We start from the raw sequence: 18030 nt of genomic DNA, 5'->3' as shown, positions 1-18030 counted from the left end.
TACGATTGGCATTCAAAACCATTCTTATGATCTGTTTTACTTACTCTTCTATTTTTAAATAAAAATAAAACTGTACTCCATTATCTGTATTACAAACACCATATTCTACTCCATGTAGTATTAATATATTTTTGGAGATAGCAAGCCCTAAGCCGGTTCCTCCTCTTGACCTTTGTCTAGAAGCATCAATGCGATAAAAGCGATCCCATACCTTTTCAAGATGTTCTTCTTCAATATGAGCACCTTTATTCTCCACACTTATTTTCACCATTTCCCCCTTCTTCTCTGTAACCATTATTATTCTTTCTTGCGAAGGTGAATATCGAATGGCGTTAGTTAAAAAATTCGTTAGAACTTGTTCGATACGACGTTGGTTGGCTGCGACTTTAATGGGAAATACATGCGTTTGAATCCGTAACTCCTTTTGTTGGATTTCAGTTGATAGTTTCTCACAAACCTCTTCCAATAGCTCGTTAATATAAAAGACATTCATTTTCATTTTGTAAGTACCTGATTCATACTTTGCCAATTCAAGCATATCCACAATCATTAAATCCATCTTATCGACTTCTTTTTCCATTGCATTAAAATAATACTCTTTTTTATGGCTTGCTACATTACCTCTTAGTATTGTTATACAGCTTTGCAAAATACTTAAAGGTGTTTTTAATTCATGTGAAACACCCGAAATGAACTCTTTTCGAGTATTCTCTAGCTTTTTTTCTTTTTCAATATCTTGCTGTAGCTGCTTAATATACATACTCAATCGGTGAGAAAGTAGGTTGATATTTTGTGATAAATCACCAATCTCATCTTTTGAATGAACAGCAATTGTCTCTGAAAAATCTAAATTTGCTATTTTCTTCGTAGTACTATTAATTCTTAATAATGGCCTAGCAATTTTTATGGAATAGTAAAAAGAAGCTAGCAAAATTAATATGGAAACAAAAGCAACAATGTATATATAATATTCTTCAATCATTTGCACAGCTTCATCAACAGGCTGTAACGAAGTCATTGAGAAAATATAAGCATTCGTGCCATCTGAATTTTCTATTGGTTTTATCAAAATATTGTATTTAATATCATTTTGTTCATAATCAACAATTTGCATAGTAGTATTCAGTATATCCATTTCATCCAGCAATAACTTGTTTTGAAAATCTTTAATTTGATCTAAAAATAATGAATTTGAATAAATAACGTTGGATAAATCATTTCTTTCAGGAAATTGAACATTTAAAATTTTCCCACTAAAACCAACCAAATCAGACTTTTTATCTGATGAATCTATTTCTTTTAAATTTAACCTTGGTTTCCCCATTTCTTTTAACTTTATCCTAGGATCCCCTATTTTTTCATAAAGCATTTCATTTTTTATTATCCAATTATCTGGATTTGTATTATTCACTTCGTTATTTACCGTGATCTCAATAGGGGTCAATTGTGCCCCTTTCAAAATTCCAAATATATATACCTCACTATTCTTCATCAATGATTCTGATTCTGACAACCGATCCAATTTACTTCTATCAATCATATATAAAGGGACTTTAGTTGTTTTCATCCCCAAAATTTGTTGATTATATTTATCTAATTGTACTTCTATGTTGAAATCATTCTCATATTTTAGATTACCATTCTGATTTAATATTGTAATCCAAGCATTATTATCTTCAGCAAAATCTCTTTCAAGCTGCTGAATTGTTGAAATATCATTCGTATTTTTCATATACTCTTTTTCGAATAAAGTTATATTGGATTCTAAATCTTTCACTTTTTTATTAACATAAAATTGTTTGAAAAAGATAGTTTGTCCTATAAAAACTGTAGCTAAAATAAGTATGCAAAGCATTGACGTTAACAAAAACAACTTAAGAACAATTCCTCTTTTCATCGTAAATCCTCAAATTTGTATCCCGTTCGAACAATGGTTTTAATACAAGTGGAATGGTCTCCTAATTTATTTCGTAAGTTGCGCATGTGGCTATTAATCGTTCGGTCATCTCCAATATGTTCATAACCCCATACTTTTGTTATGAATTGCTCTCTCGTTATAACAATACCTTTATTTTCCAATAAATAAATTAGCATTTCATATTCTGTATGAGTTAAGGAAATCCCTTTTTTATTTACCTTTACTGTTCTGGAAGGAGTGTGAACTTGAATTCCTCCACTTTCAAGATAGTCATTTCCCATATCGTTTTTTTGTTCTCGATTACATAAGAGCCTTTTAGCACGGGCTAATAATACGAGGGGATTATAAGGTTTCGTCACATAGTCATCGGCTCCTAATTCAAAGCCTAATAAAGTATCATCTTCATCCGAACGAGCTGTTAACATAATAATAGGGATATTTGAAGATTTTCTTATTCGACGACATATAGACCATCCATCCAATTTAGGTAACATGATATCTAATATTATTAAACTAAGCTCATTTTCTTGAAACACCTTTAGTGCCTCTTCGCCATTTGTAGCTTCTAAAACTGAATAACCTTCATTCAGAAAATAATCTTTAAGAATCTCTCTTAAAATATCCTCATCTTCTACAATTAATATATCTGCCATTTTATATCCCCTGCTTTAGTTATTTTTTCTTATTTTAGCCAAGTATTAATGTAAGTAACATTTGATTCGCACATGTCCATATTAAGTGAGGAATCAAACATAAGCAATCTCATTAAACATATAGAAGCAAAATTTCATTCAGTCTTTATTTAATCTTTATTTAATCTTTACATCAAGAATGCACTAACATGGCATTACACAAAGGATGTCTCGTAAAAGCAACTGTTACGACAACTCCGTCATGGAAAATTTCTTTGGAATCATGAAATCTGAATTCCTCTACTTAAAGGAATTTGAGAGTGTAGAACATTTTAAGTTAGAATTAGAAAAATATATCGATTATTATAATCACAAACGAATTAAGGCAAAACTAAAAGGCCTGAGCCCGGTACAATACCGAGTTCAGACCTTAGCTTTGAAATAACCGTGTCTAACTTTTAGGAGTCAGTTCAACTACCAGGAGCGGCTTTTTTATGCATGGAATAGTAAAGTAACTTTTTTTACGTCACTTGACTACGCATTAATATTTAAACTGACTTATAAGGCCTTTTAACTCATCAGCCATATGCGAAAGTGCTTGAGCAGATGCATTAATCTCTTCCATAGAGGCTAATTGCTCTTCTGTAGAAGCAGCAACTTCTTCAGATGTAGCAGCATTTTCTTTAGCTGAAAATGCCAAATCCTCTGTACTAGCTGTGATTTCTTGGACACTAGCCGACATCTGTTCTGATGTAGCAGAAACTTCTTCCATTTGAGGAGTAATTTCTTTCATACTTGTCATAATTAAATGGAATTTGGCGATAGCTTCATCTGATACTTGTAAGCCATTTAGTACATCTTCTGTAACTTTAGCCATAATTAGTACAGATTGCTCTGTATCTGCTTGAATGCCATGAATTAGTTCAAAAATTTGTTTGGCTGATTGTTGTGATTGATCTGCCAGTTTTCGCACTTCATCGGCTACAACGGCAAAACCTTTCCCATGTTCCCCTGCTCTTGCTGCTTCAATTGCAGCATTAAGAGAAAGTAAATTTGTTTGCTCAGCAATGCTTGCAATGACATCTAAAATAGACGTGATTTGTTGCGAACGTTCATGTAACGTTTGGATTTTCGTGTTTGATTCTGTAACAGACATGTGTATAGAATTCATTTGATTTTTTGTATTTTGTACTGCTTCCCCACCCTCTTCTGCTTGCTTAGTAGCATGTTGGGAGAGATCGGTTACTGTGGAAGAACTCTCTGCAATATGAAGGATTGAATTTGAAAGTTCATTTAACGCTTCTGCATTCTTATCCGCATGAGTTGTTTGTGTGTCTGCACTACTAGAAACTTCTTGTATGGCAATAGCCACTTGCTCTGTTGCCATACTAGTCTGATCAGCATTTGCGGTTAACTCTTCTGCTGAAGATGCTACTTGTTCTGCATTTATTTCTACTTTTTGAATAAGTGTTCGAAGACTATCCTGCATGTCATTAAACGCTTGCCCCAATTGTCCAATCTCATCATTAGATTTGATGTCCACTTTTTCAGTTAAATCACCTTTACTAATCGTAACTGCACATTCTTTTAAATTGCCAATTGGTTTAGTAATTGCTTTTATCACAAAATAGACTGCAATGGAGCTAGCAACAATTGCAACGGCTAATACTAAAATAGTCGTAAATAATATAGGCGAAGCAGCATTATCTATTTCTTTCGAAAATATTGTTCCTGTAATCTTCCAATCTGTCAATTTATTCGTTGTAAAAGTTAATATTCGTTTATCTCCCTCATATACATAATCATAAGTGCCATTATCTTTCTCATACATCTTATCAAAAAAGCTTTCTTTCACTTCCCCCCCACCTTTTAAAGTAGGGTGTGAAACAACCTTTTTATTCTCATCAAAAATAGAGGAGTATCCATTTTCCCCAATACTAATAGACTCTGCGACTTGTTGTATGTTCGTCAATTCAATATCTACTCCGACAACTCCTGAGCGGTCTTTTAACTGCTGAGCAATTGTAAAGATCATTTCTCCAGTCCTCGCATCAACGTAAGGCTCCGTTATATAAAGCTCTCCTTTAAGCTCTACTGCTCCTTTATACCAACTACTATCCAGGGGATTATAATTCGGGGCAGTAGGCACGTCCTCTCCTTGGATAAACGCTCCATTTGTCGTTGCTACAAAAATACTCAATACATCTGGATTTAGTTTATCGTATTGCTCAAGAGATGACTTTAGGGATGCTGCATCCTTTGCATACTTAGAAGCATTAATCTCCTTACTAAAAACACCTATTTCGCTAACTTTTTGACTTAAGGTTTTGTCTATAAGGGTATTTAGTACTTCAACACTCTCGTTTGCACTATGGAGAATTTCCTTTTCTATCGAATCTTTAGCTGATAAATATGACAAGATCCCAACTGAAACTACTGGGATTAGTAATACGAGAGCAAATGAAATATACAGCTTCCTTTTTAAACTTCCAAATAATTTTTTCATATAACAGTACTCCTTTTTCTAAATAGGTATTTATTCGAGAACCTTAAATCCATATACATAAAAGATTCTAGAAGAAGACAACTTTCATACAAGATATTTACTCACAATAGCTCCTTCTATTGAAAAAAATACTCTATGCTTTTATCGGTAAAAATACTTCAATTCGCACCCTATTATTTAATTTTTTTAATGAATACCCTTACATAAATGACAACAAATATAACTTTTTATTCAGTCAATTTTGTTTCAAGGGATAATATGGAAATACTTAAAAGTTTGTAAGTTGAGCTTTCAGAGGATAATAAGATGGAGTTTATTTTATAGGTAGCATTGTATAAATTTGACCACTATATAAATTGGTACGTAAATTTCAAAGGGAACATTTTAATTCCCCATTCCTTTTTTCTGGGTTATTACTGATTTTATGAAAGGAGAATACCAACTACAATAATGATTAATAGAATCCAGATTGGCCACTAATTGATGGTTTTTAGGATATAAGAAAAAGAACGTTAAACCCTTATCATTCGCAGATTTTAGCAGACTGTTTCTTTGTCTTGGTCTGCCCATTGAATGAAGGCTTAACGTGAAGCAAATCTCTGCACTTCATACACAAATGAATCAGATGATCGTTGTATAGTTTTAGTTAATCAACAGACTTGATAACTATTATTTAAACATCCTTTTTTTGATAATTTTCTGGAGTTTAATGGAGCAAATATCGTACGTCTATCTATTCACTTATCTTTTATAATTGTTCTTTTGGCTTTTTTTATAATTCTATTCGTTGCTTTTGTATCAGACTCTTTTCCCCACTTTTCACAAAGGCTGATCACCCATTCAGGTTGGGTCTTACTAACATCATTTAACCAGTTCCCAACAGAATCCTGAACATACTTAGACGGATCTGATTTGAGTAAAGTAAGAATAGGGAGTACTTTATAAGGTTGCTCTTTTAATATTTCAATATGCTTAGTCCAGACACCTCGAGGACGAATAGACTCTACAGAAAACCTGCGGATATTTTCATCATCACTTTTTGCCCATTCTATTAACAATTCCACACTCTGTTCTATATCTTGTGAAAGGTCTTCTCTAATAGACATCCAGGCAATTTCCCGAACACCAAAATGATGATCTGCCGCAAAAGGTCGGATATACAACAGTTTATCTAATAATGAAGAATTTGATTTTTTATTCATAAATGCTGCCCAACAACGCACACTATCTGATAGATGATTGGAGCATTTCATCGTTAAATCTTCCTTTTTTCTATCACTCTCTTCAATCATAACTTTATCTAATAATGCCCCTGTCATACGAATAGCTGTCATTCCAGATTCCGTGTTCTGCTTTTCTAATTCAGATACTATTAACTCTAACTTTTCGTTTAAACCTATTGATGGTAAAACACTTTGAAGTAAAGTTATATGGTTAATTGCAAGCCATTCAGTTAGATTAACACTTTCTATTTCTCCTTGATTAAGTAATATGAAAACTTCCTTTGGGATCTCGCTTACTTTCCTAGCTCCCTTTCGATTTGAAATGTCTTCTCTCACAACCATTTAGTATCCTCCTTTTAATTTGCCCAATCAAACTTATACCTTTCACATCTAAATATGGTAATATTTATTTCTTAATAACTTTATTGTAAAAGAAACGACCTTATTTGTAATTAACACTATTATACCATTCCACAGAACAGGTGTTTCTATTATAACTATAAAAAAGACCAAATCGCCATTAGTAGCCATCTGGTCAATCATTATTAAATCAATGGGAGCCAATCTTGTTAGATGTACAGTGAATTTAATATAGGTATTTCTATTCAAACTCGCTTCGCTAGCATAGTCCCAACACCTAACACTATAAATAAAACCATCATATAGATAAATAGCATTCCAACTTCAATTGTCTGCACATCCATCAAAAACAAAATGATCAAAATACCACCGCTACCAAAGAGCACTAAATATAATGCTGCCGCATAGAACTTTTTCAAATTCTGCAACGTACGTTCATCAACAGTTGGCACATTTCCATGTCGCTTTTTTTGAATGAGCCATACAATGAAAGTCGTACCTATTCCGAGTAAATTTCCAACTACAATTGGCAGAAATAAGCCCCCAGATCGTCCTGGTTCCTTCAATTCTATCAAATATAAACCCAGCATCCCACCTCCCGCTATACATAATCCAATGAACAACATCGAAAATACGGTTAACTTTTTCATTTTTCACCCTCCTCTAAAGTAAATAACTCTTCTATCGACAGATCAAAGTATTGCAACAATTTCAAAGTTAATTCAAGACTTGGATTGTATTTATGATTTTCAATTGCCGTAATCGTTTGACGGGTAATTTGCAAATCTTCCGCCATTTGTAGCTGGGTAATGCCTTTTTGCAGACGGACTTCCTTTATTCGATTATGAACCTTTGTCATATCAACCACTGCTTTCGATCGTAAAAAAATAGTTACCCAACCGAATGGTTAGATAACTATCTTTTTAAATCATTAAGCTTGGGCTAATCTTCTTAGCTCATGCTCTGTATATTTCTTTAAATTTTGATCGGAGTAATCATAAAAATCTTGTAAATGGTCCACCCATTGAGCATTCTCAACAAATGCGATTTTTTCTTTCAAATACTGATCATTCCATAAGTTTACTCGCAAAGTATCAGATAGATTTTTCGCATCAGCTGTCACCTTTGAGGTAGTTACTAATACTGAAATGTCGCAATCATAATAGACCTTTTCAACGGCAATTTTATGTACGTCATCTGTATTTATAAAATTGACATTATTAATGCAGCGGAACGCCACTTTACCATCAGGACTGTCAGCAAAGATGTCCACCTTAAAATCACTGTCATCCCTTGTTAAACGTACATTTTCAAAATTAAGTTTTTGCAAAAGCTTTGCAATATATAATTTGAAATCATATTGACTCATCTGGGTGATTTTCCGATTGCTAAAAAAATTACTATCGTATTTCATTTTATTAATATTCACAAACTCATTCACTTGTTTTACTTTAGATGGCGTTTGGAATTTCTCATGAATTTCAGTCTCATTTGCAAATGGTTTCAGTAAAATGGCTTCTTCATTTTTCAGTTGCTTCAAGCTTTTAGTTGCAGAAAACCAAAAATATCCTCCAAGGCCTATAAAGCAAAGTGCAATGGCTAAAACGATTGGTTGGAAAATGAAGTTTCTATAAATTTCTTCAACACCAGAGGAGTATTCTAATATACTCTTCGGAGAATGAGTAAAAAAGACTATGAATAAAGGTAAGATTTCTATGTAAAAAGCTAACACTACACTTTTCCAAAGCTCCTTCATTCCAATCTGGCGCCTTTTCCGAAGACTTGCTAACTCCTCCGACTTCAATACTTTTTCTTCTTGCATCACTATTTTATGTATGTTTGCCTCAGCACATTTTGGACAGTAAACAACAATTTTATCGTCTACTAGTACTTCAGCTGCTTTTACTTTATGTATGTAACAACGATTCTCTGTCATGCTAAACCCTCTCATTGATATAAATATATAGTCCTATAATTGTCGACATTATTCGTAACTATAACTAATTATATAATAAGTAAATGATTATTCAATGATATAAAAATACCACATTATTGGTATTTCTTATACAAAAAACTATACGAATAGTATGCAAAAATGGAATTGGAGTTAATATATCCGGCGTGTTGATTAACCAGTTTTAACTATTACTATTAAAGTGGTAGGTTGATTTCCGCTACGAGATGCTCGCTTTCCGCGGGCAAGCACCCTCCGCTACAATCAATTAAAAAATGGAGTAACATACGTTAGTATTGCACATAAAAAAACCCTTTTAACGGTAAATAACATCCTAATATTCCCCTAATCAACACACCTGTTAATATATAACTTTTTTAATATAAGCTCCTACTAAATTTTGATCTGATTTAATAAAAAAGCATTTTGACAGATGTTATAGTGTTCTGCAAAACGTTTTAATTGTATATTCTTTAGAAAGGAAATACATTTTATTTCGCTAAATTCGGCTACAATCCTAGAGATACATCTTGGTAACAACTAACTGAAATCCTTTTAATAAATATTCTCCTCATTGGAGAACCTAATATTGCTTATAAGAAATATATAAACTCACAATCAGAGGAGGGTTGGCCATGAAAATTTCAATCGAATGGATTTACAGAACACCAAAAAGAACAGAAACCGTATTTCGCTCCGAGGAAATGCCTGCAGCACAAGGGCTATTAATTGCTGAAGACCTTGAGAAGACTGGACGTGCCAAAAGCATTGCATTTATAGACTCGTTCGACAGCACATGGACGATCAAGGAGATGAAGCGCTATTTAACAGAAATCGAAACAGAACCGCATAATATCACGGTTTATTTCGATGGTGGCTTTGATCGTGCGACTAGCAGTTCTGGTTTAGGTTGCGTTATTTATTTTGATCAGGGTGGGAAGTCGTATAGGCTAAGGCAGAATGCACCTTCTGAAGTGCTCAAATCGAATAACGAGGCTGAATATGCCGCGCTGCATTTGAGCCTAGTGGAGCTCGAGCTATTAAATGTTCACCATTTACCTGTCGTTTTCATTGGAGATTCTCAGGTGGTCATTAACCAGATGAGCGGGGAATGGGCGTTACTTGAGAAGGACTTATCCGGCTGGGCAAAACGCATTGACGAGAAGTTAAAAGACCTTGGTATTCGTCCTAAGTACGAACTCGTGCCGCGAAAAGCAAATGCAGAGGCGGATCGTCTGGCAACACAAGCGCTAAACGGAATTGACATCACTGCGCAAGTTGAACTGGCAGTAGATAATGATTGATATGAACATAGTGTTAGTTATTTTCACACTACATTCCCCTTCTACGCGAGTCCATAATCCGTCAACTTTTGAAAGTGAATATCTCGTGTGGTTTTTGAATATAGTTGAATGATTTATTATAAAATCTGATTGTTTAAAAAAGATTAAGCTTGTTATGATAATACATCATTTTCTCCCCATCAGATTAATTTTTTCACAAATACCAAAAATTAGTTATTTCTGTAACGTTTGGGTGTATTTAAATGAACAAAATAACTATTGTTATTATAATATTATTTGCGCTTTGGTTAATTCTTTCGTTATTCAGCATAAACTCACACTATATAATACCTAATATAGTTGAATGGGTTACAAAGTTCATTCTTCCGTGGATAATGCTGTATTGGATGATCAGACTCGTTAAAAGTTTAGAAAAAAGTAAATAACCCTCTTCAACTAACGGATTGCTTCAGTTTAGGAAAAATTGTAAGAAGGGTTAAGTTTTTTATTATAGATAAGTATTTCGTCAACAACGAAATGCGATAGCTTTTCCAGCACAATTATGGTAGCATTAACTACTATATAATAATGAGGACGTGAATTTTTTTGATCAAAATTGAAATGCCAAAACCAGACGTAGTAATTCGTCAACGTGAACAAAAAATCCAAGAAGGGGATGCAATTATTCCTTCAATTAATGGTTTCATCGACATGCATGAAATCCCTCGTGATAAAGGCGGATTTTTCATGTTCTTTAACAAAGAAAATGAAGTTTTATTCGTTGGTAAAGCACGTAAAATCCGTCAACGTGTGAAAAAACACTTTGAAGATAGTGTATCTCCAATTAAAGATCACCGTAAAGAAGTTTATAAAATTGAAGTATTCGTTGTCGAAGATCAAATGGAACGTGAAATTTACGAAACTTTTGTTATCAATACTTTCCGTGCAAAATATAACACTGAAAAAGTATTCTTCTAATTACAATAAGAGAGCGTTCAGCCTGTGCAAAAGCACTTGCTGAACGCTTTTTTCATACCTTGATTTACATGGAATGCATCTCTTGTTTATTATTTCATTCCACATGAAAATTCAGATGTTGCCAATGTCATCACAGAGGCGACCTCGACTGGCAGTTGTATGTCAGTGGAAGAAATAGAAAAAATGATTCCCACAACAAATCTTTACATAACGAATTTAGTATTAAATAACTAAAAGTATTATCTTGAAATAAAAAAGAATATTATTACATTTATTTCTTTTTCTGTATATTTAATTTAACTTCTCACGATTTTTAGTATAGACTTTTACTTTTAATGTTTCATTATCAGCTATTAATGGTGACGTTCCTTCCGTTAAGGCCTCCCTAATGTCTTCTTCAATTCGTTTCCCTCGATTGATATTAGGCGAATCACTTTTTTCTATAGATGTATAGACATTAATAATTAACTTATTGGGCAGTTTTTCTGTCATGATATTTTCTATTTCTTCATATCCTTTCACTTTAAGGCTAGCTTGAATAGTCATTGTTATTTTACCTAATTGCTTATTTTGGTCTGATGTTTGATCGGCATTGTCAATAATTTGCCTGTAAACTATAATTGAATAATCTTTGAAAATTGTTTCTTTTGCCATTTCATGAACAATTTCTTTTATGCTTTTTTCAACCTCATCTACATACTGTTGGGTACCTTTTACTTGGATATGTATTTCTTTTTTCTTATAATGTATACCAATTGAGGATATATCTAGAATGTGCTCATCCTTTAATCTAGTCTGTATTGATTCCGTTAACATTTGAGCATTCTTATTTAGATATTCATCCGAGTACTCTCTTTTTGAATCGAATGTTTGTACAACTTCACGATCTTGGTCCTCCTTGTTAAACCATATAACTGCAAGTACTATACAAACAAGTCCCCCTACTAAAGTTATAGTTCTCTTCAAGATGAATATCCCCCTCTTTAATGCTGTTACATTAGCAATTCAAGACGTTGATAGGTTGATAAGAATTTTTTATCCACCATCATTATATGCCCTTTTCAAAGTAAATATTTGATATATAAAGTACTTTTCGTACTCAGACAACTCGCAATAAGTCATGAAGATTTTATACCACGTTAAAAAGCAGCCGAATTTTAAAATCGGCTGCTTTTACGTTCATATTCAGCTATATTTTTTCCCAACCGTAAGTGAGCAATTCTAATTCATCCCCTGCAACTAACATTGGATTTGAGTCAATTTTCTCTGCACCCATTGCCTCATAAAAACGGCAGGAAGTATTGTCTGCTAATACTTTCACAATTGACGAGTCGTAATTCATTGTCTTGAACTCTGCTAATAGTCTTTTTAACATAGCTTTTCCAATACCTTTTCCTTGCTCGTGCTCAAATAGATAAATCGCTGTGACATCCGCATCATATGTCGGGTATTCATCTTCTTTTGTTTTACATCCAGAAGTAAAACCGATGATCTGTTCTTCTGCATTTACTGCAACAAAAACAATATTTCCTTTGCATTCAATATTCTGTCTCCATGATGCTTCTCTACTGCTGTATGTGAGATTATCTAAAACAGTTTGCTTCATAATTCCTTTGTAAGTAGATTTCCAGCTATCTACATGTACTTTCGCAATGCCTGCAGCATCTTGGATTGTTGCAGTTCGGATGGAATATGTCATAGACTAGACCTCACCTTTTTTAGGATCACTGTATACATCATTGCATCTTCTAAAATTACTTGCTCATGATAAACCCAGCTTTCATAGTCCATTTTGCCACCCGGAATGATTTCTTCAATGACTAATGAAGTATCTGCTAGCAACTTTTCAAACTCAGCTACATCATAACACCGCAATGATTGTTGCATTTTTTCAGTTGGATTTTCCACCAGCCACCAAGCATCTAGCATTCTGTTGTTTTCTATATCGTAATCATATTGTCTATGAACAGTCTTGGATAGCTTCATAAATTGTCCCGCTGTTTTGGCCCAATATGCTGGTGCGTATACATCTATGAATACTTTGCCCTTGGGTTTTAGCCAGTGATCGATATTATGGAGTAATAATTGTTGTTCGGCATCTGTCCCAACGCCAAAGCCATCCCAATAACAAATGGCATCAAATTTATCGGTAAGTTGTATTGTATAGAAGCTATCCAGATGGGCGTGAATTTGTTTTGTCACCTTATGTTCTTCTGCGATTTCAAGCATTTTTCTCATGGCTGGTTGAATGATTTCAACAGTTGAAACTTGATGTTCATGCAATGCTGCGGCAACCGCGAATTCCCCGTTGCCACTACCCAGCTCTAAAATGTGTAACGATTGATATTGGTTACTTTTCTCTACTATTTCAACCCGTTCATGATGGTATGGGTATATTGTTACTCCAGATTTTTGAGTCATCCATTCATATTGTTTATCGTAAAATTGTTCATTCTTTTTCATTGTTTAACACTCCTTTTTTAATAGCTGAAAGGTGTGTTAGTTAATTAAATTACGAATACCCATGTGAAATCAGTCCTTTTGTTTAATGAACATATTGTAACATACTGGTAATTATATTTAAACAGAATATTTAATTATTATGAATAAGAAATAGACTAACTAATAGAAACTCCTCCAATTTTGAATCAGCATGAGTACGCTTTTATGAAGATTTCATCAACTGATTGAAACTAAGTACATACAAAAAAGATACTTACGACCAGCTAATCCTGGGGTAAGTATCTCTTGTCTAGTTATTCTGTTATTTGGATTAATGCAGGGGGGGGTTCTATTTCCGACTTCATGTCATCTGGAGTCAACTTTAATAACTGTAAATGATATTTCGCATATAATTTTGCTTGCGTTTTTGATACTTCATCATTATTTTCTTCGATTTGAGCACTAGCGATTAGCGTTTGATGTGATAATCGGATGCCTTTAATCTTCACTAATATTTCAATTAGCGATGCACGCTCCCGTTTTGTTACAATAAGATGCTCCTGCCCGATGAGTTGCTCTACAAATGTTTCTACGAATTCTTTTGCCTCTACAATATTATTAAAGCTGTTCAGCTGCACAACTGCTGTTTTTAGCTGTTGATGCTTGTTCTTACGCTCTGTATGAATCCAACTAACCTTATTTAGTATTCGAACTAGCTGATTATTTGCCACATTGTTTAAATGCTTATGTACTTCTACATATTCGTTGAATAATTGCGTCTCTAATTCTAGAATTTTTTTGTATTGCTGCTCGATTGACGCTTGTAATGCCTGGAGTTTTTCAATCGATTTACTAAGTTGCTCGTTTTGTTGTTCATGTGCGAACATATTTTTCAACAAGCCAATGCCTGTTAAATGACGCTGTTGGGCATCGCTTTGGTTATATTCATGTTTATAAGCTTGATGCATTGTACGATATTCTCTGACTGCTTTCAAGTAGTCATTTGCATATTCGACAAAGACAATGACATCATAGCTTTTAAAATGCTTATTGTTAGAAATTACTTGAAGCAATTGATAAAGTGTTTGCACATCTTTAAATACAAGACTTGCCTCGCGATATTCCTTTTCATAAGTGCTTAACTTTTGATTTTCGATTTGTTTTCTTGAAGATTCCGTATGCTTCGCTAACTGATGCTGTACTAATAAGTTATAAGCTGAAAGATACGGCTCTCTTTGTGGTATTAACTCAACTTCAGTTTGGAACCTCTTTAACCACTTAATAAACCGCTCTATTATTAAATACACACGGTCAGTTTGGCTATCCTGTGATTTTTCTATTTCCTGCAACAGAGAGTCAAACTGGCTTTGTTGCCATTTTTCATCATTATATGACGATACTATAGCCTCTTCCGCATTCTTTACAGAGATGCCCAGCATTTTACGGAAATAGGGTGATAACACGTCACTTTGCTCAGCCATAAATTGGTCATAAGCTGTCTCATTAATATCTATTGCATTAATGATAGCAAGGGGTTTGACTTTACGTTTTTGTAATTTTTCAAGTAGCTTTAATTCGCCTTCTGTCGGCTTCGTTTCGCAGTGGAAAATCCAATACAAATCATCAGCGCGATTTAAAATAGATTCTTTTACATAAGCTGATTCATCCGTTATAGGCTCTAGAGGAGTTGTATCAATAAAGATGACCTTTTTTAGCAGATCATTATTCACATAAACTTCTATATAATCAAGGTGTTCGCGTAAAATTTCCGCGCTGAAAGTATCCGATGTCGTAAACAGCTCCACTTGATTAAGGTCAAAACTCGCTACTTGTCCATCAAGAAAATAAGCCTTTACTTCTTCTTTTTGACCGTATCGGATCATTGTATTGGCAGCTGTTGCCTTTGCCATTTTTGTCGATAAAACGGTTCTTTTAAGAAGGGCATTCACTAGGCTTGTTTTGCCTGTGCCAGTCATACCTATAAGTAAAATCATCGTCTGATTTTGGGCATCTTCTATTATTCGTGCCAAAACTTTATTTGTGCCTTTAACATATGTATTAGTAGAAAGGATCATATTCAAACTTTTTAGCTTCTCAACGAACTGTTGTAAAAACTCATTTGGCTCATTTTTGTTCCAACGAATAAGCGGTGTCTCTTCTATATGCTGTATTTTTCTTAGGTCCTTATCCATATTAACAAAACCCCATTTCTAATAGTTCTAATTATACAGCAAAATATTATCATAAGAATTAAAGAAAATAAATTCTAAAAAAAATAGGACGAAACATCGCCTGCACATTTCCATAAGCAAGACTAATGAACAATGAAATGAAATTAATAATAATAAAATTTTATCAAAATATCGTATTTCGACAAATTTATACTAAAAATAAGCTAATACCTCTTTATGTTAAATGATAAATAACTGCTAATAGGTAATAACGACTAAAATTATTCTCATTTCAATTTAAGATGATGCTGGTTGGATATCTAATTTCCTTTGTAATTCAGAATAAAACCCTTTTTGTTCTATAAGTTCTATATGATTTCCACGTTCTGTTATTTCACCGTTTTTAATTACAAGTATCGTATCGGCATTTTCGATCGTTTTTAAACGGTGAGCGATGACAAAACTAGTACGGCCGGTCATTAAATGCAGTAACCCCTTTTGAATTTGCACTTCCGTACGCGTATCGACACTTGAAGTTGCTTCATCAAGAATCAAAATATCCGCATCTTCTAAAATGGCTCTAGCAATGCTAACAATTGGCGTTGTCCTTGACTTAAATTCGTACCACTTGAGACAATTTCCGTATGATATTGCTGTGGTAAATATTTGATAAACGAATGGGCATATGCCACCTTGGCCGCTTGTATAACTTCTTCATCTGATGCATCAAGTCTATGTATTTGTTAGTGTAAAGATCGCATCTATGTCAAGTATTAATATTTGTTCATTCATATTTATCTTTCCTCTCTATGTTGGAAGTAGTTTGGTATAAAAAAAGAATCATTCTTTTAAAGAATGATTCCAGATTATCTCTGTATAATTAAGGAATTTCCCCCTACCATGAACTAAAATCTTTCCGCCTTTAATAGACAGTTGAATTTGGCTCAAGATGCCGTAAGATTACTTTTTAACTATTTATTAATCTCTACAAAAAAGACAGAAAAACTATCAAAATTTCGCTATTTATATAGATATATCTATTTTAATTTATAAAGTAATGCTTCAGCAGCATCCATAGTAATCTCACCTAATGTCGGATGTGCATGAATCGTCAATGCAATATCTTCCGCAGTCATTCCTGTTTCAATTGCAAGACCAATCTCAGCAATAATATCAGACGCATTTGGACCAGCAATTTGGCCACCAATTATTAAACCATCTTCTTTACGACTTACAAGTTTTAAAAAACCATCAGCATTATTTAATGCAAGTGCACGTCCATTAGCTGCAAATGGGAATTTAGCAGCAACTACATCAATTCCTTCTTCTTTCGCCTGTTTCTCATTATAACCAACAGTGGCTAACTCTGGTTCAGAGAATACAACTGCAGGAATTCCAAGATAATCTATTTCAGAAGGGTGACCAGCAATTGCTTCAGCAGCTCTTTTTCCTTCATATGATGCTTTATGTGCTAATTGTGGACCATCTACGATATCACCAATTGCATAAATGTTAGGTACATTTGTACGGCATTGTTTATCAATTTTAACAAGACCACGATTAGTCATTTCAATACCAACTTGTTCTAATCCAATTTCATCTGTATTTGGACGGCGACCAATTGTTACGAGTACATAATCAGCTTCAATGGTTTTTACTTCACCCTTAGCTTCATATTTTACAATTACACTGTCTTCGTTTTCTTCTACATCTTTTGCCATTGTATTTGTCACAATTTCTGCACCTTTTTTCTTTAAGTTACGCGATACAAGTGAAGACATTTGTTTTTCAAAGCTTCCAGCAAATAGTTCTGAGCTACCTTCAAGAATGGTTACTTTAGTCCCAAAATTAGTGTAAGCAGTACCTAGTTCAACACCAATAACTCCACCGCCAATAATCACTAATTTCTTAGGTATTTCAGGTAGATTTAGTGCACCAGTTGAATTAAGTACACGTTTTGAGTATTTAAATGTTGAAATTTCAACTGGACGAGAGCCAGTAGCCAGAATAGCGTTTTCAAATGTGTAAGTTTGAGTTGAATTTTCATCTATTACACGTAATGTATTCGCATCAATAAAGGATGCTTCACCTTTTACAATATTCACTTTGTTTCCTTTTAAAAGATCTTGTACATTACTATTTAATTTTTTTACAACTTTTCCTTTCCATTCTTGGACTTTAGAAAAGTCAACTTCAACATTTTTTGCAGTAATACCGATATCGTCAGAATGTATTGCTGTTTCGTAACGATGTGCAGCGGTAATTAGAGCTTTTGAAGGAATACAGCCAACATTTAAACATACTCCCCCAAGATCACCTTTTTCAATAATTATTACTTTTTGCCCTAATTGAGCAGCACGTATAGCAGCGATATATCCCCCAGGGCCAGAGCCAATTACAATCGTTCCAATTTCTTTCATATTCTATTCTCACTCCTCTATAAATTTAAGCTTTTTACCTTCAATAATTGGATTCACAACTTGATTTTCTCCTTTTCATGGTTTCATCTTAAGTTCTCTAAAAAACAAAGATCCCCTCAAAAGAAACCATTCAGTCTCTTTTT

The 18030-nt window shown here is 33.7% G+C and carries 14 protein-coding genes and 2 pseudogenes; 3 read left to right on the top strand and 13 right to left on the bottom strand.

Annotated features, from left to right (window positions below; translation table 11 throughout):
- Positions 1-40 precede the first annotated feature (40 nt).
- Both JFL43_RS04735 and JFL43_RS04730 read right to left on the bottom strand, forming a co-directional pair.
- Positions 41-1897 (bottom strand): sensor histidine kinase, encoded by a 1857-nt coding sequence (locus JFL43_RS04735; RefSeq protein WP_200748149.1) that lies wholly within the window; start codon positions 1895-1897, stop codon positions 41-43.
- Positions 1894-2571, bottom strand: a complete 678-nt coding sequence (locus tag JFL43_RS04730; protein ID WP_200748148.1) for a response regulator transcription factor — start codon at positions 2569-2571, stop codon at positions 1894-1896. Before JFL43_RS04730 ends, JFL43_RS04735 begins: the two co-directional genes overlap by 4 nt.
- Positions 2572-2761: 190 nt before the next feature.
- Here JFL43_RS04730 and JFL43_RS04725 point away from each other — a divergent pair.
- Positions 2762-2995: pseudogene (locus JFL43_RS04725) on the top strand (IS3 family transposase); the annotation flags it as partial.
- A gap of 96 nt (positions 2996-3091) precedes the next feature.
- Here the strand turns inward: JFL43_RS04725 and JFL43_RS04720 are convergent.
- The 5 genes from JFL43_RS04720 to JFL43_RS04700 form a co-directional block, all read right to left on the bottom strand.
- Positions 3092-5056 (bottom strand): methyl-accepting chemotaxis protein, encoded by a 1965-nt coding sequence (locus JFL43_RS04720; RefSeq protein ID WP_200748147.1) that lies wholly within the window; start codon positions 5054-5056, stop codon positions 3092-3094.
- Between the two features lie 737 nt (positions 5057-5793).
- Complete coding sequence (locus JFL43_RS04715) at positions 5794-6621, bottom strand: DNA alkylation repair protein (RefSeq protein ID WP_200748146.1); 828 nt, start codon at positions 6619-6621, stop codon at positions 5794-5796.
- A gap of 263 nt (positions 6622-6884) precedes the next feature.
- The gene (locus JFL43_RS04710; RefSeq protein ID WP_200748145.1) at positions 6885-7289 is read right to left on the bottom strand and encodes a hypothetical protein; all 405 of its coding nucleotides are present in this window, start codon (positions 7287-7289) and stop codon (positions 6885-6887) included.
- Positions 7286-7498, bottom strand: a complete 213-nt coding sequence (locus JFL43_RS04705) for a helix-turn-helix transcriptional regulator (protein WP_200748144.1) — start codon at positions 7496-7498, stop codon at positions 7286-7288. The genes JFL43_RS04710 and JFL43_RS04705 overlap by 4 nt, the downstream gene beginning before the upstream one ends.
- A 72-nt stretch (positions 7499-7570) precedes the next feature.
- The gene (locus JFL43_RS04700; RefSeq protein ID WP_200748143.1) at positions 7571-8575 is read right to left on the bottom strand and encodes a restriction endonuclease; all 1005 of its coding nucleotides are present in this window, start codon (positions 8573-8575) and stop codon (positions 7571-7573) included.
- 653 nt (positions 8576-9228) lie between these two features.
- Between JFL43_RS04700 and JFL43_RS04695 the strand changes: the two genes are divergently transcribed.
- Together JFL43_RS04695 and JFL43_RS04690 are read left to right on the top strand one after the other, a co-directional pair.
- Positions 9229-9897: a ribonuclease H family protein gene (locus JFL43_RS04695; RefSeq protein WP_100797805.1), complete on the top strand. Its 669-nt coding sequence runs from the start codon at positions 9229-9231 to the stop codon at positions 9895-9897.
- Between the two features lie 585 nt (positions 9898-10482).
- Positions 10483-10854: a nucleotide excision repair endonuclease gene (locus tag JFL43_RS04690; RefSeq protein ID WP_100797807.1), complete on the top strand. Its 372-nt coding sequence runs from the start codon at positions 10483-10485 to the stop codon at positions 10852-10854.
- A 291-nt stretch (positions 10855-11145) separates the two neighbouring features.
- Here the strand turns inward: JFL43_RS04690 and JFL43_RS04685 are convergent, their stop codons facing one another.
- The 6 genes and pseudogenes from JFL43_RS04685 to lpdA all read right to left on the bottom strand — a co-directional run bounded on the left by JFL43_RS04685 (position 11146) and on the right by lpdA (position 17887).
- Complete coding sequence (locus JFL43_RS04685; RefSeq protein WP_200748142.1) at positions 11146-11820, bottom strand: hypothetical protein; 675 nt, start codon at positions 11818-11820, stop codon at positions 11146-11148.
- A 223-nt stretch (positions 11821-12043) separates the two neighbouring features.
- Positions 12044-12553, bottom strand: a complete 510-nt coding sequence (locus tag JFL43_RS04680; protein WP_200748141.1) for a GNAT family N-acetyltransferase — start codon at positions 12551-12553, stop codon at positions 12044-12046.
- Complete coding sequence (locus tag JFL43_RS04675; protein ID WP_200748140.1) at positions 12550-13317, bottom strand: class I SAM-dependent methyltransferase; 768 nt, start codon at positions 13315-13317, stop codon at positions 12550-12552. The genes JFL43_RS04680 and JFL43_RS04675 overlap by 4 nt, the downstream gene beginning before the upstream one ends.
- 293 nt (positions 13318-13610) lie before the next feature.
- A complete protein-coding gene (locus tag JFL43_RS04670; RefSeq protein ID WP_200748139.1) occupies positions 13611-15488 on the bottom strand; it encodes a dynamin family protein in 1878 nt (625 codons plus the stop codon).
- A gap of 276 nt (positions 15489-15764) precedes the next feature.
- Positions 15765-16201 (bottom strand): annotated as a pseudogene (locus tag JFL43_RS04665) (ATP-binding cassette domain-containing protein); the annotation flags it as partial.
- Positions 16202-16504: 303 nt separating this feature from the next.
- On the bottom strand, positions 16505-17887 hold the full coding sequence (gene lpdA / locus JFL43_RS04660; protein WP_200748138.1) for a dihydrolipoyl dehydrogenase: 1383 nt from the start codon (positions 17885-17887) through the stop codon (positions 16505-16507).
- Positions 17888-18030 lie beyond the last annotated feature (143 nt).

Origin of the sequence: Viridibacillus soli (assembly GCF_016612995.1) — a bacterium.
In the GTDB taxonomy this organism is placed as follows: domain Bacteria; phylum Bacillota; class Bacilli; order Bacillales_A; family Planococcaceae; genus Viridibacillus; species Viridibacillus soli.
This window is presented reverse-complemented; position numbering and strand designations above follow the sequence as displayed.